We start from the raw sequence: 18,406 nt of genomic DNA, 5'->3' as shown, positions 1-18,406 counted from the left end.
TCGGCTGTGACGAATCCTGGTCGACTACTGCTCGGCGCCACGCCCCTGGGTTTGCCCACGGATGCGTCCGCCCGCCTGATCACCGCGTTGAGCAGCGTCGACATCGTCGCGGCCGAGGACACTCGGCGGGTGCGCACCCTCGCTCAGGCGCTCGAGGTCCGGATCGCCGGCAAGGTGGTCAGCCTGTTCGACCAGAACGAGGCGACGCGCATCCCCGGCCTGCTCGACGCCATCCGCTCCGGGGCGACGGTGCTGGTGGTCAGCGACGCGGGCATGCCGCTGATCAACGATCCCGGATACCGGCTGGTCTCGGCCTGTGTCGACGCCGGTCTGCCGGTGAGCTGCCTGCCCGGGCCGTCGGCGGTCACGACGGCGCTCGCGGTGTCCGGGTTGCCGTCCGACCGGTTCTGCTTCGAGGGATTCGCGCCGCGCAAGCACGCCGCGCGGGTGTCCTGGTTCGCCGCCCTGGCCGCCGAACCGCGCACCTGCGTGTTCTTCGAGTCGCCGCGGCGCCTGGCCGTCACCCTGCGCGACGCGGCCGAGGCGCTCGGCGGGCAGCGCCGCGCCGTGGTGTGCCGGGAGCTGACCAAGACCCACGAGGAGATCGTCCGCGGGTCGCTGAGCGAACTCGTCGACTGGGCGGAGGACGGCGTGCTAGGCGAGATCACGGTGGTGCTGGCCGGGGCGGTGCCGCAGGCCGACGAGGCGACGCTCGTCGCGGAGGTGACCGCACTCGTCGACGAGGGGATGCGGGTGAAGGACGCCTGTGCGCAGGTGGTGGCGGCGCATCCGGGGTCGCCGTCGCGCCGCGAGCTCTACGACGCGGTGCTGCGCTCGCGGGAGTGATCGGGGTCGACGATCGATGCTGCCTTATGCAGGCATTCGTCCCACTCGCGGTCCGGGTCGGAGTCCGCGGTGATGCCGCCGCCGACCCCGAGCACCGCGTGTCCCGCGGCGTCGATCTCCACGGTCCGGATCGCCACGTTGAGCTCGCACCCGCCCACCGGTGACGCCAGCCCGATTGTCCCGCAGTAGATGCCGCGGCGATGCGGCTCCCAGGACCTCAGCAGCCCGCGCGCCCGCTCCTTCGGTGTGCCGGTCACCGATGCCGGCGGGAACGTGGCGTCCAGCAGCGCCGCCATCGGCACGTCAGGGCCGACCTGCGCCGAGACCGTGGACACCAGATGCCATACCCCGGGCGCCGGCCGGACGGACAGCAGATCCGGCACGGTGACGGTGCCGATGTCGGCGACCCGTCCGAGGTCGTTGCGGACCAGGTCGACGATCATGATGTTCTCGGCGACGTCCTTCACCGACGACAGCAGTGCGGCGGGGTCGGCGGTGCGCGGGAGTGTGCCCTTGATCGGGCTCGACGTCACCGTCGTCCCGTGCCGGCGCAGGAACAACTCGGGCGAGAAGGACGCCACCGCGCCCCACTCGCCCGCCAGGTACGCCGCCCGTGCGGGCTCAGTCCGCGTCACGGTGTCGACGAAGAAATCCATTGGGCCGCCGCGCAACCGGCCGGCGAACCGGGTGCACACGCACGCCTGGTACACCTCACCCGCGGCGATCGCCTCGAGGCAGGCGAGCACACCGGTGCGGTGGGTCTCGCGATCGGGCGACTGCCACCCGATGTCGGCGCCTGCTGCCGCGGCGGGGCCATGCAACCCGTAGCTGATCCACTCGGGAAGCGCTGTCTCGGAGAGACTCTCGTACCACCACGCGCCGTCGACGTCCTGGCGGAGCACGCAGTCGGACCAGCCGCCGGCCGCCTCGGGGATCCGCCCACCGAGGCCGTCCGCGCCCGGATCGGGATAGGACAGGTAGCCGAACCAGCCGCCGCCGACCGTCGAACCGTCACCCGCCGCGACGTCGAACACCGAATCGGCCGCCACCGGCTGCACGTCGACGCTCGGCGCGATCACCGCGCGAGAGCCGAACCAGTCGCCGATCAGCGCAGCGGGCGGCGGCAGGCCGCGGCGGGTGGCGGCGCCGGCGACGGCGGCCAGCACCGTGGGCGCGTCGCCGAGGTCCCCGAGCCGCTCGATCCGCACCCGTGAAGCCTGACAGAAGCTAGCGGGTGATCTCCCGGCGGACGTCGACACCGGCCAGCTTGTCCGGGTTGCGCATCGCGTAGAAGTTCGTGATCCGGCCGTCGACGATCTCGACGGTGATCACGCCTTCGAAGCTGTCGCCGAGGTAGAGCCGCAGCGCGGGGGCGTTGTTGTACATGGCCGGCTCGATGCGGCCGCCCTCGCCGGCCTGCCGGACCAGTCCCATGACGAGCTTCGCGACGCGCTCGGCGCCCGCAACGGGTCTTCTCGCAGCGGAACGCTTGCCGTCGCTGTCGGCGGTCCAGACGACGTCGGGGGCCAGCATCGCCATCAGGTCGTCGAGGTCGCCGCTGGCGGCTGCCGCGAAGAACCGGGTGGTGAGCGCTTCCGACGTCCTCGAATCGACGGGCTCGAACCGCTTGCGCCGCGACTGCACGTGTTCCCTGGCGCGGTGCGCCAGCTGGCGCACCGCCACCGTGGACTTGCCGACGGCCGAGGCGATCTCGTCGTGGTCGAAGCCGAACACCTCGCGCAGCACGAACACCGCGCGTTCGTCGGGGCTCAGTGTCTCGAGCACCACCAGCATCGCCATCGAGACCGACTCGGCGAGGACGACGTCGGCGGCCGGGTCCCGGGTGTCCAGCAGCAGGGGTTCCGGCAGCCACGGCCCGATGTAGTCCTCGCGTCGGCGTGACTGGGATCGCAGGGCGTTGAGGGCCTGCCGGGTGACGAGCTGCGAGAGGTAGGCCTTGGTGTCGCGCACCGTGTCCAGGTCCACCTCGGCCCAGCGCAGGTAGCTCTCCTGTAGCACGTCATCGGATTCCGTTGCGCTGCCCAGCATCTCGTAGGCGATGGTGAACAGCAGCGGTCGCAGCAACGTGAATCGTTCGGCGTGCTCCGAAGCACCCGGCGAGGCCGTCACGGGAGCGCGACCGCCTCCGCGAGCCGCCGCTGCCGCTTGCCGCCCTTGAGCCAGAAGTAGCTACCCGGCTTGCGCGCTTCCCGGGCCAGGAAGGCGACCGTGCCCTTGCACACCGCTTCCTTGATCGACGCCGCCACGCGCCCGCCGACGTACAACGGCATCACCCTGTCGTCGAGGTGGGCGAGCTGGATCAGCCCCGCGTCGCGGCCCATGCTGATGCACTGTCCGGTGAACGCCTGGTTGAGCACCGCGGGTTCGGTGCCGGCGATCCGGCTCAGCACCGTGTTGGCGGCCTGTGCGCCGAGGGGGATCGCCGCCTGGCAGCTCATCCGCAGCGGGACGTCAGACGGCGCCGACGCGTCGCCGGCGGCGACGATGTGGGGGTCGTCGACGCTGGTCAACGTCTCGTCGGTGAGCAGCCGGCCGATCGGGTCGGTGGTCAGGCCGCTGCGCGCGGCGAGATCGGGCACCGCGAAACCGGCGGTCCAGATGGTGACGGCGCTTGGCAGTTCGCGACCGTCGGCCAGTGTGACCGCAGCAGGACCGACCGCGGTCACCACCGCACCGGGTCCGTCCAGCACGGTCACGCCGAGCTTGGCGAACCGCTTGGCCGCGGCCCGCCGGCCCGCCGTGCTCAGGTAGGGACCGAGCACGCTGCCGCACACCAGGGTGACGCGGCGGCCCTCCTCGGCGAGTTCGGCGGCGACCTCGATACCCGTCGGTCCCGCGCCCACGACGATGATCGGCGCGTCGGCGGCGGCGCCCGCGACAGCGGCGCGCAGGGGTTCGGCGTGTTCGAACTCCGAGATCGGGAACGCGTGCTCGGCGGCGCCGGGCACGGTCGCGGCGGCGCCGGTGCTGCCGACCGCGTAGATCAGGTAGTCGTAGTCGAGCGTCTCGCCGGAACCGAGCTCGACCCGCCGGCTCGCGGCGTCGATCCGGGTCGCCGAATCCACGACGAGCCTGATGCCCGCGCCGAGGATGCTCTGGTAGTCCACGACGGAGTCGTCGGAACCGGTGACGACCTGGTGCAGCCGGATCCGCTCCACGAAGTTCGGCCGGGGGTTGATCAGGGTGACGTCGACGGTTTCGTCGAGTCGCAGGTGGTTGGCGGCCATCACGCCGGCGTAACCGCCGCCGACCACGACCACCCTGTGCTGTTCGGTCATCTCACACTCCTCGGTTCATCCGGCGTTGCGATCTAGCCGGGTTGCCTTGGAGACACCGCACACGCCGGGAGTGTGACAGGCGCTGGTCGAGTTGTGGCGCAGATCACTCCACCTGGTAGCGCGGGAACACCCCCTGGGGTGCAGGCAGCGGGGTGCCCGAAACGAGGCGCTCCTCGATCGCGATGAAGTCGCGCCGGTCCGCGGGCTGGCCGAGCAGGTCGAGCAGCGCGCCGGACGCCGTCGGCATCACCGGCTGGCTGAGCAGCGCCGCGATCCGCACCACCTCGAGCGTCGTGTAGATCACGGTCTTGAAGCGCTGCTCGTCACTCTTGCGCAGCACCCACGGCTCCTGCGCGGAGAAGTACCTGTTGGCCGCGGCGAGCACCGACCAGATCGCCTCCAGCCCCAGGTGCAGGGCCTGCCCGTCGTAGTGCTCCCGCACCCGGGCCAGCAGTGCGCCCGCCGCGTCGAGCAGTGCGGCGTCCTCCGGGGTGAATGCGCCGGGTTCGGGCACTGCGCCGTCGAGGTTCTTGGCCACCATCGACAGCGAGCGCTGCGCCAGGTTGCCCAGCTCGTTGGCGAGGTCGGCGTTGATCCGGGCGATGATCCCTTCCTCGGTGTAGTTGCCGTCCTGCCCGAACGGCACCTCCCGCAGCAGGAAGTAGCGCACCTGGTCGACGCCGAACGTGTCGACGAGTGCGACGGGGTCCACGACGTTGCCGACCGACTTGCTCATCTTCTCGCCGCCGCTGAGCAGGTGGCCGTGGGCGAACACCCGGCGCGGCAGCTCGATGCCTGCCGACATCAGAAACGCCGGCCAGTAGACGGTGTGGAACCGGATGATGTCCTTGCCGATCATGTGCAGGTCGGCCGGCCAGTACTTCTCGAACGCCTCGGAGCCGGTGTCGGGAAAGCCGACGCCGGTCAGGTAGTTGGTGAGCGCGTCGACCCACACGTACATGACGTGGTCGGGGTGCCGGGGCACCTGAACGCCCCAGTCGAAGGTGGTGCGCGAGATGGACAGGTCACGCAGGCCGCCGGAGACGAAGCTGACCACCTCGTTGCGCCGTACGTCGGGCCCGATGAACTCGGGGTGGGCCTCGTAATGGGCCAGTAACCGGTCGGCGTAGGCCGACAGCCGGAAGAAGTAGGTCTCCTCCTCAGTCCAGGTCAGTGGTGCGCCGGTCTCGGTGGCGATCCGGGTGCCGTCGTCGCGGACTGTGGTCTCGCCCTCGGTGAAGAACCGTTCGTCGCGCACCGAGTACCAGCCGGAGTACGCATCGAGGTAGATGTCACCCGCCGCGTCCATCCGGTTCCAGATGTCGATCGAGGCCTCGATGTGGTCAGGATCGGTGGTGCGGATGAACCGGTCGAAGGAGATGTCGAGCTTCTCGTAGAGGCGCTGGAACACGTCGGAGTTGCGCCGGGCGAAGTCGGGCGTGGGGAGACCCTCGCGGGTGGCGGTCTCGGCCATCTTCAGGCCGTGTTCGTCGGTGCCGGTGAGGAAGCGGACGTCGAAGCCGTCGAGCCGTTTGAAGCGGGCGATGGCGTCGGTGGCGATCTTCTCGTAGGCGTGCCCGATGTGCGGTGCGCCGTTCGGGTAGTCGATCGCCGTGGTGATGTAGAACGGGATGCTCATTTGGACACAACCTTATGGTGTTGCGGTGAGTAGTAAGCGCTCAGCCGGGCGGGAGGCGCCGCCGCCGCCGGAACCCCTGACCCCGCTGATCGACGCGCACACCCATCTCGACGCTTGCGGTGCCCAGGACGCCGACGACGTGCGCGCGATCGTGGACCGGGCCGAGGCCGTCGGCGTGCAGACGGTGGTCACCATCGCCGACGATCTGGCCTCGGCGCGCTGGGCGACCCGGGCCGCCGAGTGGGATCCGCGGGTGTACGCCGCGGTGGCCCTGCACCCCACGCGCGCGAACGCACTCACCGATGCCGCCAGGGCGGAGCTTGAACGCCTCGCGGCGCATCCGCGGGTGGTGTCCGTCGGCGAGACCGGCATGGACCTCTACTGGCCGGGCCGGCTCGAGGGCTGCGCCACGCCCGCCGAGCAGCGCGAGGCCTTCGCCTGGCACATCGACCTCGCCAAGCGCATCCGCAAGCCGCTGATGATCCACAACCGCGACGCCGACGCCGAGGTGCTCGACGTGCTGCGCGCCGAGGGCGCCCCGGACACCGTGATCTTCCACTGCTTCTCGTCCGACGCCGCGATGGCGCGGGCCTGCGTCGATGCGGGCTGGCTGATCAGCCTGTCGGGCACCGTCAGCTTCCGGAATGCGCACGCGCTTCGCGAGGCCGTTCCGTTGATCCCGGCCGACCAGCTGCTCATCGAGACGGACGCCCCGTTCCTCACCCCTCACCCGTTCCGGGGTGCGCCGAACGAGCCATACTGTCTGCCGTACACCGTGCGTGCGCTCGCCGAAGTCGTCGGGCGCCCGGCCGAACAACTCGCCGGCGAAACCACGGCAAATGCGAGAAGGGCCTACCGCGTGGCCTAAGTTGCCGCCAGGACACCTTTTCGTTACCGTCTTGTGATCCAGTACGGCTGAGCCCACCGCCGTCCGAAAAGTCGGGGACTGACTCCACCTTGAATGCTCTGACCAAGCTCCATGAATCGCGCTCGCCGGTCCTGCGACTCCTCGTAGGGGCGTTGCTGCTCGCGCTGACGTTCGCCGGCGGATACGCCGTGACCGCGCACAAGACCGTGACCCTGAGCGTCGACGGCACCTCCACGACCGTCACCACGATGAAGTCCCGGGTGATCGACGTGGTGGAGGAGAACGGCTTCGACGTCGAGGACCGCGACGACCTGCGCCCCGCCGCAGACCAGACGATCGGCCAGTCCGACACCATCGAGCTGCGCCGCAGCCGGCCGCTGCAGATCTCGCTCGACGGCCAGCACAGCACCCAGGTGTGGACCACGGCGTCCACCGTCGACGAGGCGCTGAGCCAGCTGCAGATGACCGACAAGGCGCCGGCCGCGGCCTCGCGTGGCAGCCGCGTCCCGCTGGCCGGGATGTCATTGCCCGTGGTCAGCCCCAAAACCGTGCACATCGACGAGGGCGGCGCCGTGCGCACCGTGCGTCTCGCGGCGCCCAACGTGGCCGGCCTTCTCGAGGCGGCGGGCGCGCCGCTGCAGCAGCGCGACAAGGTGGTGCCACCCGCGGCGGCGCCGGTTGTCGACGGAATGGCGATCCGGGTGACCCGGATCCGGATCGAGCGGGTCACCGAGCGGTTGCCGCTCGCGCCGGCCAATCAGCGCATCGAGGACGTCACCCTGAACATGAGCCGTTCGGTGGTCGAGGACCCGGGCGCGCCGGGCACGCAGGACGTCACATTCGCCATCGCGAAGGTGAACGGTGTCGAAACGGGCAGGCTGCCAGTAGCCAATGTCGTCGTGACACCGGCCCGCCCCGGGGTGCTGCGGGTGGGTGCCAAACCGGGCACCGAAGTGCCTCCGGTCAGCAACGGAGGGCAGTGGGACGCGCTTGCGCAGTGCGAAGCCGGAGGTAACTGGGGCATCAATACAGGCAACGGATACTTCGGCGGTGTCCAATTTGATCAAAACACCTGGGAGCGCAACGGTGGTCTGAGGTATGCTGGGCGCGCAGATCTGGCAACACGAGAAGAGCAGATCGCGATTGCTGAGGTCACACGGGCGCGGCAAGGTTGGGGCGCCTGGCCGACGTGTAGTGCGAGAGTGGGGGCGTCCTGACAATTCGGCTTCTCGGGCGGACCGAGATACGACGCTTGGCGAAAGACATCGACTTTCGGCCACGCAAGTCCTTTGGGCAGAACTTCGTCCATGATGCGAACACCGTGCGCCGGATCGTCTCGGCATCGGGGATCCACCGGCACGACCACGTCCTGGAGGTGGGCCCCGGGCTTGGTTCACTCACCCTGGCACTGCTGGACAAGGGTGCGCACGTCACTGCGGTGGAGATCGACCCGCTGCTGGCGCGCCAGTTGCCCAAGACGATCGCCGACCACTCGCACAGCGAGATCAACCGGCTCACGGTGCTCAACAGCGACATCTTGACGCTGCAGCCGTCGGACCTGGAGAACGAGCCCACCGCGCTCGTCGCCAATCTGCCGTACAACGTCGCGGTTCCCGCGCTGCTGCACCTGCTCGCCGAGTTCCCGACGATCAAGTCGGTGATGGTGATGGTGCAGGCCGAGGTTGCCGAGCGGCTGGCCGCCGAACCGGGCGGCAAGGACTACGGCGTGCCCAGTGCGAAGGTCAGGTTCTACGGCAAGGTGCGCCGGTACGGCATGGTGTCGCCGACGGTGTTCTGGCCGATCCCGCGGGTGTACTCCGGACTGGTGCGGCTGGACCGTTACGAGACCTCGCCGTGGCCGACCGAGCCCGGGTTCCGTAAGCAGGTCTTCGACCTCATCGACATCGCGTTCGCGCAACGGCGTAAGACGTCGCGCAACGCGTTCGCCGAGTGGGCGGGTTCGGGCAACGAGTCGGCACGCCGGCTGCTCGCCGCCAGCATCGACCCGTCGCGTCGCGGTGAGACCCTCGGGGTCGCCGACTTCGTGCGGTTGCTGCAGCGCTCCGACGACTCCGAGGCGCCCGTCAGCCTCGCGTAGCAGCGCGGCTACTCCTTGTCGCCGTCACGCCGGTTGTCCTTGCCGAGCAACTCGTCGAGCAGCGGTGTCTCCGCCACCACGGGGTAGTTACCGGTGAATCCGATGCGTTCACGCGCCATCTCGAGCACCCGCCCACGGACGGCGTACCAGCCGCCGACCAGTGTCGGGATGATGATGAGCAGGGCGATCAGGTTCCAGTAGTTCTCGTAGCACATCAGCGCCACCACGCCGACGAGGAACACCAGCGTGGCGTAGCTCGTGTAAGGCGTGCCGAAGAGCCGGAAGCTGGGCCGCTCCAGGATCCCCTTCTGCGACCAGCGGTACAGCTGGATTTGGCAGATGACGATCGTGCCCCACGACGCGATGATGCCCAGCGCCGACAGGTCCAGCGCGATGTTGAAGGCCTCCGCGGGCACGACCAGGTTGAGGACGACGCCGACCACGGTGAAGACCGCCGTCAGCGCGATGCCCGCCCACGGCACACCCCTGCTCGACATCTTCGCGGTGAACTTCGGCGCGCTGCCGTTCATCGACATCGACCGAAGGATGCGCCCGGTCGAGTACAACCCGGCGTTGAGACTGGACAGCGCGGCGGTGAGCACCACGAAGTTCATGATGTCGCCCGCGGCGGGGACGCCGATCTTGGAGAAGAACGTCACGAACGGGCTGGTGCCTTCCTCGTACGCGGTGTACGGCAGCAGCAGTGCCAACAGGATCAGTGAGCCGACGTAGAACACCGCGATCCGGAAGATCACCGAGTTGATCGCCTTGGGCATCACCTTCGGCGGATCCTCGGTCTCACCGGCGGCGGTGCCGACCAATTCAACTGCGGCATAGGCGAAGATGACGCCCGAGGTGATGATCACCAGCTGCAGGATGCCGGTGGGCAGGATGCCGCCGTTGTCGGCGATCACCGAGGGACCGGTGGTCTGGCCCTCGATCGCGAAGCGGCCGGCCAGGAAGACGATGCCGACGATGAGGAAGGTGACCAGTGCGACGACCTTGATCAGCGCCGCCCAGAACTCCATCTCGCCGAACCACTTGACCGAGATCATGTTCACGCTCAGCACGATCACCAGCGCGATCAACGCGATCGACCACTGCGGTATCGCCTCGAAGGCGCCCCAGTAGTGCATGTAGAGCGCGATGGCGGTGACGTCGACGATCGACGTGCACGCCCAGTTGAAGAAGTACATCCAGCCCGCGACGTACGCCGCCTTCTCGCCGAGGAACTCACGGGCGTACGAGACGAATGATCCCGACGAAGGGCGGTGCAGCACAAGCTCGCCCAGTGCGCGCAGGATGAAGAAGACGAACAGTCCGCAGATCGCGTACACGATGAACAGGCCTGGTCCCGCGCTGTTGAGCCGGCCGCCTGCCCCCATGAACAGGCCGGTGCCGATCGCGCCGCCGATGGCGATCATCTGCAGCTGCCGCGGTTTGAGGCCCTTCTCGTAGCCCTCCTCTTCGTGCGCGAGTGCGGAGTTGTCGTATGGCGCGGTCGCGGTCATAGGGCCGAAGTTAGCCCCGGCCGTGTAAAGCGGAATCGGACGCCAGTTAAAGCTGCGTTAAGTCGGCGGCCGGACGCGGTTCACCGCAGGGTGCGGGTGATCAGCCTCACCATCTCCGAACACGAGTCGTAGCGCAGGTCGGGATCCTTCGCCAGCGCCTTCGCGATGATCGAGTCGAAAGCGTGCGGTATCCACGCTATTCGCCGCGCCAGCCGCGGTGGCGGCGCGTTCAGGTGCTCGTCGACCAGGCCGTGCGAGGTGTTCGCGGTGAAGGGTGTGGCACCGGTGATCATCTCGACGGCGGTGCAGGCGAGCGCATACTCGTCGACCGCCGGAGTCGGCGTGCGGCCTCGCAGCAGCTCCGGTGCGGAGTAGGGCAGCGACGCCTCGACGCGGGCCGGATGGCGGAGGGCGTCATCGGTCATCGAGTGCGCGACGCCGAAGTCGACGAGCACCACACTGATCGACGAGAAAGGCTCGCGCACAAGGATGTTGGCGGGTTTGACGTCGCAGTGCACGATGCCTGAGCGATGGATGTGGTCGAGTGCGCCGGCGATCTGAGCCAGTGCCGTCAGCCGGTCGTCCATCCTGGGCAGCGTCATCGCCGTTCCGCCGCCGACGATCTCCATGGTGAGCCAGTGCGGACCGCACTCGTACACCTTCACCACGTGCGGATGTTCGGCCGCGCGGGCGAACGCGAACTCGCGCTGAAGCCGGCCGACGTCGGCGGGCCTGCGATGACGCTCGTCGAGGATCTTGAGCGCCACGTCGGCGCCTGCGTCGGTGCGCACCCGGTAGACCTCGGCGTACCCGCCGCGGCCCAGCGGTTCGTCGACGACGTAGTCCGCCACCCTGTCGCCGCGCGCGAGCATATCGGGAAGCCTAGGTTCTCCGGGCCGGCGCGCGGCGCTAGTGTCGTGCGGTGGCCGACGGCAACACCGCATCTCAGTGGGTTCCCACTGGTTCGGTGACCGTGCGCGCACCGGGGAAGGTCAACCTCTACCTCGGGGTCGGCGACCTGCGCGACGACGGGTACCACGACCTCACCACCGTCTTCCACGCCGTGTCGCTGGTCGACGAGATCACCGTCCGCAACGCCGACGTGCAGTCGCTCGAGATCGCGGGCGAGGGCGCCGAGGGACTGCCCCTCGACGAGCGGAACCTCGCGTGGCAGGCCGCCGAACTGCTCGCCGAACACGTCGGCCGCGCCCCCGACGTCGCGATCTCGATCGAGAAGGCGATACCGGTGGCGGGCGGGATGGCGGGCGGCAGTGCCGACGCCGCTGCCGTGCTCGTCGCGATGAACGCCCTGTGGGAGCTCGGCGTGCCCCGCCGCGACCTGCACACGCTGGCCGCCACTCTCGGCAGTGACGTCCCGTTCGCCCTGCACGGCGGGACGGCGCTGGGCACCGGCCGCGGGGAGGAGCTCGCGACGGTGCTCGCCCGCAGCACCTTCCACTGGGTGCTGGCGTTCGCCCACAAGGGCCTGTCCACCCCGAAGGTGTTCGGGGAGATCGACCGGTTGCGCGCGGCGGCCGACGGCCAGCGCGACGCGCCGCCGCGGCTGGACGATCCCGAGCCGCTGCTCGCGGCGCTGGCCTCCGGGGACCCCGCCGAGTTGGCTCCGCTGCTGGGCAATGACCTGCAGGCCGCGGCGCTGAGCCTGTACCCGGGTCTGCGGCGCACGCTGCGGGCGGGGCGCGAGGCCGGTGCGCTGGCCGGCCTGGTGTCGGGCTCGGGCCCGACGTGTGCGTTCCTGTGCGAGTCAGCGACGGCGGCGGTCGACATCGGTGTCCGGCTGGCCGGCGCGGGCGTCTGCCGGACCGTGCGGGTAGCCAGCGGACCGGTGCACGGCGCCCGGTTGGTCCCCGCGCCGACCCCGTCGGGCTGACGCGCGGAGGCGCCAGGGACACGGCGCGCCGCCGATGTGACCCACGCCTCAATCCGCGCTACAGTTTGGCGGACACTTAAGAGCCTCTTAAGATGGTGCCCGGTGAAAACTAGCGGTCAAGCAATGGGCGCGAGCCCGTCACCCGCCGGACTGCTCGGCGGGTCCGCTCGCAGCTCTACGGCAGGCTCGCCGAAGAGCACTGTCGCTTCCGGATCCGCAACCGCGCCCGGGTTTTCCCATGCATCACCGTTTCGATATGAAACCGCTCCTGAATCGTTCGTGCGCGCCTTCTCGGCAGCGCCCGGCAAACAGCGGAGCATGAGAAACCGGGCATTGTCGCCGGTCCCGAGGAGGTCGTCGTGAGCAGGTTCACCGAGAAGATGTACCGCAACGCCCGCACCGTCACCACCGGCATGGTGACCGGGGAGCCGCACGAGCCCGTGCGACACACCTGGGGTGAGGTGCACGAGCGTGCGCGGCGCATCGCCGGCGGCCTGGCCGCGGCCGGTGTCGGACTGGGTGACGCGGTGGGCGTGCTGGCGGGCTTCCCCGTCGAGATCGCGCCGACCGCGCAGGGCCTGTGGATGCGCGGCGCGAGCCTGACCATGCTGCACCAGCCGACCCCGCGCACCGACCTCGCGCTGTGGGCCGAGGACACCATGATGGTGATCGGGATGATCGAGGCCAAGGCCGTGATCGTCTCCGAGCCGTTCAACGTGGCGATCCCGGTGCTCGAGGAGAAGGGCATCACCGTCCTCACCGTCTCCGACCTGCTGGGCTCGGAGCCGATCGATCCCGTCGAGGTCGGCGAGGACGACCTGGCGCTGATGCAGCTGACGTCCGGCTCGACCGGTTCACCCAAGGCCGTGCAGATCACCCACCGCAACATCCACTCGAACGCCGAGGCGATGTTCATCGGCGCCGAGTACGACGTCGAGAAGGACGTCATGGTGAGCTGGCTGCCCTGCTTCCACGACATGGGCATGGTCGGCTTCCTCACCATCCCGATGTACTTCGGCGCAGAGCTGGTCAAGGTCACGCCGATGGACTTCCTGCGCGACACGCTGCTCTGGGCCCGGCTGATCGACAAGTACAAGGGCACGATGACCGCCGCGCCGAACTTCGCCTACGCGCTGCTGGCGAAGCGACTGCGCAGGCAGGCCACGCCCGGCGAGTTCGACCTGTCCACGCTGCGCTTCGCGCTGTCGGGCGCTGAGCCGGTCGAACCGGCCGACGTCGAGGACCTCATCGACGCGGGCAGGCCGTTCGGGTTGAGCGCCGAGGCGATCCTGCCCGCCTACGGCATGGCCGAGACGACGCTGGCGGTGTCGTTCTCCGAGTGCGGCGCCGGCCTGGTGGTCGACGAGGTGGACGCCGACCTGCTGGCCGCTCTGCGCCGGGCCGTGACCGCCACCAAGGGCAACACCAAGCGGCTGGCCACGCTCGGCCCGCTGCTGGAGGGGCTCGAGGCCCGCATCATCGACGAGCAGGGCAACGTGATGCCCGCCCGCGGTGTCGGCGTCATCGAACTGCGCGGCGAGCCGTTGACGCCCGGCTACATCACCATGGGCGGATTCGTGCCCGCCCAGGACGAGCACGGCTGGTACGACACCGGCGACCTCGGCTACCTCACCGAAGAGGGACACGTCGTGGTCTGCGGCCGCGTCAAGGACGTCATCATCATGGCGGGGCGCAACATCTACCCGACCGACATCGAGCGGGCCGCCGGGCGCGTGGAGGGCGTGCGGCCCGGCTGCGCCGTCGCCGTCCGGCTGGACGCCGGGCATTCGCGCGAGACGTTCGCCGTCGCGGTGGAGTCCAACGCCTGGCAGGACCCGGTCGAGGTGCGCCGCATCGAGCACCAGGTCGCCCACGAGGTGGTGACCGAGGTGGACGTGCGTCCGCGCAATGTCGTGGTCCTCGGGCCCGGCACCATCCCGAAGACGCCGTCGGGCAAGCTGCGCCGCGCCAACTCGGTCTCGCTCGTCACCTAGCAGCCCTGCGCCCTCGCACCGGGGGTAACGAGGTGTCGGTGATCACCGATACCGTCGGTGACATGACACCGGCCATCGAAGCGATCGACCTGGTGAAGCAGTTCGGGGATCCCGCGGTCGTGCCACCCGCGGTCGACCACGTCAGCTTTGCCGTCCCGCCGGGCACCGTCCTCGGCCTGCTCGGGCCCAACGGTGCGGGCAAGACCACGACCGTGCGGATGATGACGACGCTCACCGAGCCGACCAGCGGGACGGCGCGGGTGGCGGGATTCGACGTGCTGCGCCAACCCGACGAGGTGCGGCGCAACATGGGCCTCACCGGGCAGGTGGCGACCGTCGACGAACTGCTGACCGGTCGCGAGAACATCCGGATGATCGGCAGCCTGTACGGCATCCGGCGCCGGGAGCTGGCCCGCATGGGCGACGAACTGCTGGAGCGGTTTTCCATCGCCGACGCCGCCGACAAGGTGGTCAAGTCCTACTCCGGCGGGATGCGGCGGCGCCTCGACCTCGCGGTCAGCCTGCTCGCGTCGCCGCCGGTGCTCTTCCTCGACGAACCGACCACCGGCCTCGATCCGCGCAGCCGCAGCGACCTGTGGGACGTGCTGCGCGGCCTCGTCGAGCAGGGCACCACCCTGCTGCTCACCACGCAGTACCTCGAGGAGGCCGACCAGCTCGCGGACAACATCGTCGTCGTCGACCGGGGCCGGATCATCGCCGAGGGATCGCCGCTGGAGCTCAAGCGCCAGGCCGGCAACGCGAGCCTGGTGGTCACCGTGACCGACGCCGACGACCTGTCGGCGGCCCAGGAGTTGCTGGCCCGCACCGGCGCCGAGGTGTTCGTCGAGGCGGGTGCGCGACAGGTCACGGCCTCCGCCGACGGGCTCGACGACGTCATCCGCGTCGCGGGCTGGCTCCGCGACAGCGGCATCGCCGTCGACGACATCGGGCTGTCCCGGCCGAGTCTCGACGATGTCTTCCTGTCGCTCACCGGACACCGCACCGAGGAGGAGGCCAGCGCATGACAGCCCTTGCGTCGCGTACAGAGGTCGAGGCCGAGCGGCCCCGCACGCATCCGACCAACATCGCCCAGCAGTCCTGGATCATGGTCAAGCGCAACATGATCCACACCAAGCGCATGCCGGAGATGCTCAGCGACGTCACCGCGCAGCCGATCATGTTCGTGCTGCTCTTCGCGTTCGTGTTCGGTGCGTCGATCACCGACACCGGTGGCGCGTCCTACCGCGAGTTCCTGCTGCCCGGCATCCTGGCGCAGACCATCGTGTTCTCCGCGTTCGTCGTCGCCGCGGGCATCACCGCCGACGTCGAGAAGGGCATCATCGACAGGTTCCGGTCGCTGCCGATCCACCGGTCGTCGGTGCTCATCGGGCGCAGCGTCGCCAGCCTGGTGCACTCGTCCCTCGGCATCGTGGTGATGGCGGTGACGGGCCTGGCGATCGGCTGGCGGATCCGCGGCGGCGTCGGCGAGGCGGTGCTCGCGTTCGCGCTGCTGCTGGTGTTCGGGTTCGGCATCATCTGGTTCGGCATCCTGGTGGGCTCACTGATGCGATCGGTCGAGGCCGTCAACGGGGTGATGTTCACCGTGCTGTTCCCGATCACCTTCCTGGCGAACACGTTCGTGCCGACCGGGCCGATGCCGCACTGGTTGCGGGTGATCGCCGAGTGGAACCCGGTGTCGTCGCTGGCGCAGGCGATGCGCGAACTGTGGGGGAACGGCCCGCCCGCGGCGCCCGAAGCGCAGCTACCACTGCACCATCCGGTGCTCGCAACGGTGCTGTGGTCCGTGGTGCTGACCGCGGTCATCGCGCCCGTCGCGCTGCGCGCCTACACCCGCCGCACCGGCGGCTGACGGCTCGCATGGCGAGCTGAGTATTTCTCGCTATACTCAGCTCATGCTGAAGCCTCCCTCGCGGATCGCCGACCACCCGACCGTGCGGGCGGTGCTGGCGCGCCAGCGGGAGAAACCCGGCGCCGTCGACGCGGAATGGCTGCGCGAGGTCTGTCTGGCCGCCGGCGCCGACGACGTCGCCTTCGCCAGTGTCGCCAACCCCGACCTGGCCTCGGAGGTCGAGCACGTCGAGGCGGCGCTGCCCGGCGTCAGGAGCTACGTCTCGCTCGTGGTGCGGATGAACCGCGACAACGTCCGGTCTACGGCGCGCAGCGTCGCCAATCAGGAGTTCCACCGCAGCGGTGAGATCATCAACGAAGCGGCGCACCGCATCACCCGCGCACTCGAGGACGCCGGCCACCGGGCGCTCAACCCGTCGGCGACCTTCCCGATGGAGATGGACAAGTTCCCCGGCCGGATCTGGGTGGTGGCGCACAAGCCGGTCGCGGTCGCGGCGGGGCTGGGCGTGATGGGCATCCACCGCAACGTGATCCACCCGAAGTTCGGCAACTTCATCCTGCTGGCGACGATCCTCGTCGGCGCCGAGATCACCGAATACGGATCGCCGCTGGACTATTCGCCATGTCTGGAGTGCAAGCTCTGTGTCGCGGCCTGCCCGGTCGGCGCCATCGGCAAAGACGGCGAATTCGACTTCGTCGCGTGTTCGGTGCACAACTACCGCGAGTTCATGGGCGGCTTCACCGACTGGGCGCAGACCATCGCCGACAGCGCCGACGCCGACGACTTCCGTTCGCGGGTCAGCGATTCGGAGAACGCGTCGATGTGGCAGAGCCTGTCGTTCAAGGCCAACTACAAGGCGGCCTACTGCCTGGCGGTGTGCCCGGCGGGCGAGGACGTCATCGAGCCGTACCTCGAGGACCGGAAGGGCTTCATGGACCTGGTGCTCAAGCCGCTGCAGGAGAAGCGCGAAACGCTCTACGTGCTGCCGAATTCGGCGGCCAAAGCGCACGCCGAACGGCGGTTCCCGCACAAGCCGGTGAAGGTGGTCGACAGCGGCATTCGCGGGCGATAGAGGCCTACCAGGCGTGGACGGTGTTCTGCGCGGGCTCGATGCCCTGCTCGAGCAACAGTTCGGTGGCGTCGGCGGCCTGCTCGCAGATCGTCGGCACCTCGGTGCGCTCGGCGGCCGTGAACGCCTCGAGCACATAGGCCGCCGCGTCCTTACGACCCGGCGGGCGGCCGATCCCGACCCGGACACGCTGGAACCCGTTGCCGCCCAGCGCGGCCGACACCGACCTCAGGCCGTTGTGGCCGGCCACGCCGCCGCCGAACTTGAGCCGGATCCGGCCGAAGTCGATGTCGAGCTCGTCGTGGATCACCACCACGTCGGCGGGCGCCACCGAGTAGAACTTGGCCAGCGGGCCCACCTGGCGGCCCGATTCGTTCATGTAGCAGCGGGGCTTCGCCAGCACCACCGACCGGCCGCTGAGCCGGCCGGTGACGACCTCGGCGCCGGACTTCTTGTGCACCTTGAAGCCCGACCCCATCCGGCCCGCGAGCAGGTCGGCGACCATGAAGCCCACGTTGTGCCGGGTCTTGGCGTAGGTGGGCCCGGGATTACCCAGGCCCACCACCAGCAACGGCTCGGCCATGAGAGGTGAGTCGACCGCCTACTCGGCGGATTCGGCCGGGGCCTCGTCGCCCTCGCCGGCCTCGCCTTCGGCCTCTTCGACGGCCTCGGCGAACTCGGCGGCCTGCTCGTCGATCGACGCGCCGCCACCCTCGGCCTCGAGGTCCTCGGCGGTGGGCGCGGCCACGACGTTGACCACCAGCGCTTCGGGATCGGTGATCAGGGCGACACCCTTGGGCAGCTCGATCTGGCCCGCGGTGAACTGGGTGCCAGCCTCGGCTCCCTCCACCGAGACGACGATCTGCTCGGGGATGGCCTGCACGTCGGACTCGATCTCGAGCGTGTTGGCCTCCTGCGTCACCAGGGTGCCGGGGATCGCATCGCCTTCGACGACGACGTTGACCTCGACGGACACCTTCTCGCCACGGCGGACGACCAGCAGGTCGGCGTGCTGGATGTTGCGGCGGATCGGGTGGATCTCCAGCGACTTCGTCAGCGCGAGCTGCTCGGTGCCCTCGATGTCGAGGCTCAGCACGGCGTTCGTGCCGGAGTGACGCAGCACCGCGGCGAAGTCGCGGGCGTCGATCTCGAGGTGCTGCGGGTCGGTGCCGTGGCCGTACAGGACGGCCGGGACCTTGCCCTCACGGCGGGCGCGACGCGATGCGCCCTTGCCGGTGACGGTGCGGACCGATGCGGTCAGATTGTTCGTAGAGGCCGACTTCTTGGCCATGTGCGGTGCTCCTGTGCTGGTCGAGGGAAC

Annotated in this window: 17 protein-coding genes; 9 read left to right on the top strand and 8 right to left on the bottom strand. The window is 69.5% G+C overall.

Translation table 11 applies throughout. From position 1 onward, the window contains the following. Positions 1–6 precede the first annotated feature (6 nt). Positions 7–846: a 16S rRNA (cytidine(1402)-2'-O)-methyltransferase gene (gene rsmI, locus H7I41_RS09875; protein WP_264012397.1), complete on the top strand. Its 840-nt coding sequence runs from the start codon at positions 7–9 to the stop codon at positions 844–846. On the opposite strand, the gene H7I41_RS09870 is transcribed toward rsmI, so the two are convergent. From H7I41_RS09870 to metG, 4 genes are all read right to left on the bottom strand, one after another. Beyond that, positions 816–2,054 carry an aminodeoxychorismate synthase component I gene (locus H7I41_RS09870; protein WP_264012396.1) on the bottom strand — a complete coding sequence of 413 codons (1,239 nt, stop codon included), beginning with the start codon at positions 2,052–2,054 and terminating at the stop codon, positions 816–818. The two genes, rsmI and H7I41_RS09870, sit on opposite strands and share 31 nt — an antisense overlap. Positions 2,055–2,073: 19 nt before the next feature. Continuing rightward, complete coding sequence (locus H7I41_RS09865) at positions 2,074–2,976, bottom strand: RNA polymerase sigma-70 factor (protein WP_264012395.1); 903 nt, start codon at positions 2,974–2,976, stop codon at positions 2,074–2,076. Then, positions 2,973–4,145, bottom strand: coding sequence for an NAD(P)/FAD-dependent oxidoreductase (locus tag H7I41_RS09860; protein ID WP_264012394.1), 1,173 nt, complete (start codon positions 4,143–4,145; stop codon positions 2,973–2,975). Before H7I41_RS09860 ends, H7I41_RS09865 begins: the two co-directional genes overlap by 4 nt. Before the next feature lie 103 nt (positions 4,146–4,248). After that, positions 4,249–5,784, bottom strand: coding sequence for a methionine--tRNA ligase (metG, locus tag H7I41_RS09855; protein ID WP_264012393.1), 1,536 nt, complete (start codon positions 5,782–5,784; stop codon positions 4,249–4,251). Between metG and H7I41_RS09850 the strand changes: the two genes are divergently transcribed. The 3 genes from H7I41_RS09850 to rsmA all read left to right on the top strand — a co-directional run bounded on the left by H7I41_RS09850 (position 5,777) and on the right by rsmA (position 8,750). Continuing rightward, the gene (locus H7I41_RS09850) at positions 5,777–6,652 is read left to right on the top strand and encodes a TatD family hydrolase (RefSeq protein ID WP_264012392.1); all 876 of its coding nucleotides are present in this window, start codon (positions 5,777–5,779) and stop codon (positions 6,650–6,652) included. The genes metG and H7I41_RS09850 overlap by 8 nt on opposite strands. 89 nt (positions 6,653–6,741) lie before the next feature. Then, positions 6,742–7,869 (top strand): resuscitation-promoting factor, encoded by a 1,128-nt coding sequence (locus tag H7I41_RS09845; RefSeq protein ID WP_264012391.1) that lies wholly within the window; start codon positions 6,742–6,744, stop codon positions 7,867–7,869. Beyond that, complete coding sequence (gene rsmA / locus H7I41_RS09840; RefSeq protein WP_302471748.1) at positions 7,866–8,750, top strand: 16S rRNA (adenine(1518)-N(6)/adenine(1519)-N(6))-dimethyltransferase RsmA; 885 nt, start codon at positions 7,866–7,868, stop codon at positions 8,748–8,750. The genes H7I41_RS09845 and rsmA overlap by 4 nt, the downstream gene beginning before the upstream one ends. An 8-nt stretch (positions 8,751–8,758) precedes the next feature. On the opposite strand, the gene H7I41_RS09835 is transcribed toward rsmA, so the two are convergent. Both H7I41_RS09835 and H7I41_RS09830 read right to left on the bottom strand, forming a co-directional pair. Further along, entirely contained in the window at positions 8,759–10,261 is a 1,503-nt protein-coding gene (locus H7I41_RS09835) for an amino acid permease (RefSeq protein ID WP_264012390.1), read from the bottom strand. Between the two features lie 80 nt (positions 10,262–10,341). After that, positions 10,342–11,133 (bottom strand): serine/threonine-protein kinase, encoded by a 792-nt coding sequence (locus H7I41_RS09830; protein ID WP_264012389.1) that lies wholly within the window; start codon positions 11,131–11,133, stop codon positions 10,342–10,344. 50 nt (positions 11,134–11,183) lie between these two features. Between H7I41_RS09830 and H7I41_RS09825 the strand changes: the two genes are divergently transcribed. From H7I41_RS09825 to H7I41_RS09805, 5 genes are all read left to right on the top strand, one after another. Next, positions 11,184–12,152 carry a 4-(cytidine 5'-diphospho)-2-C-methyl-D-erythritol kinase gene (locus H7I41_RS09825; protein WP_264012388.1) on the top strand — a complete coding sequence of 323 codons (969 nt, stop codon included), beginning with the start codon at positions 11,184–11,186 and terminating at the stop codon, positions 12,150–12,152. Between the two features lie 359 nt (positions 12,153–12,511). Further along, positions 12,512–14,146 carry a fatty acyl-AMP ligase gene (locus H7I41_RS09820; RefSeq protein WP_264012387.1) on the top strand — a complete coding sequence of 545 codons (1,635 nt, stop codon included), beginning with the start codon at positions 12,512–12,514 and terminating at the stop codon, positions 14,144–14,146. A gap of 62 nt (positions 14,147–14,208) precedes the next feature. Continuing rightward, a complete protein-coding gene (locus tag H7I41_RS09815; protein ID WP_264012411.1) occupies positions 14,209–15,171 on the top strand; it encodes an efflux ABC transporter ATPase subunit, DrrA-related in 963 nt (320 codons plus the stop codon). Further along, positions 15,168–16,016, top strand: a complete 849-nt coding sequence (locus tag H7I41_RS09810) for an ABC transporter permease (RefSeq protein WP_264012386.1) — start codon at positions 15,168–15,170, stop codon at positions 16,014–16,016. The genes H7I41_RS09815 and H7I41_RS09810 overlap by 4 nt, the downstream gene beginning before the upstream one ends. Positions 16,017–16,059: 43 nt before the next feature. Continuing rightward, positions 16,060–17,088, top strand: coding sequence for an epoxyqueuosine reductase (locus tag H7I41_RS09805; protein ID WP_264012385.1), 1,029 nt, complete (start codon positions 16,060–16,062; stop codon positions 17,086–17,088). Positions 17,089–17,092: 4 nt separating this feature from the next. Here H7I41_RS09805 and pth read toward each other — a convergent pair whose 3' ends face one another. Next, positions 17,093–17,668, bottom strand: a complete 576-nt coding sequence (gene pth / locus H7I41_RS09800) for an aminoacyl-tRNA hydrolase (protein WP_264012384.1) — start codon at positions 17,666–17,668, stop codon at positions 17,093–17,095. Between the two features lie 18 nt (positions 17,669–17,686). Continuing rightward, a complete protein-coding gene (locus H7I41_RS09795) occupies positions 17,687–18,376 on the bottom strand; it encodes a 50S ribosomal protein L25/general stress protein Ctc (protein WP_264012383.1) in 690 nt (229 codons plus the stop codon). Between the last annotated feature and the right edge of the window lie 30 nt (positions 18,377–18,406).

Source organism: [Mycobacterium] manitobense (assembly GCF_025821665.1).
In the GTDB taxonomy this organism is placed as follows: domain Bacteria; phylum Actinomycetota; class Actinomycetes; order Mycobacteriales; family Mycobacteriaceae; genus Mycobacterium; species Mycobacterium arseniciresistens.
Note: the sequence above shows the minus strand (reverse complement) of the source record. Positions and strands in the feature narration are given on the sequence as shown.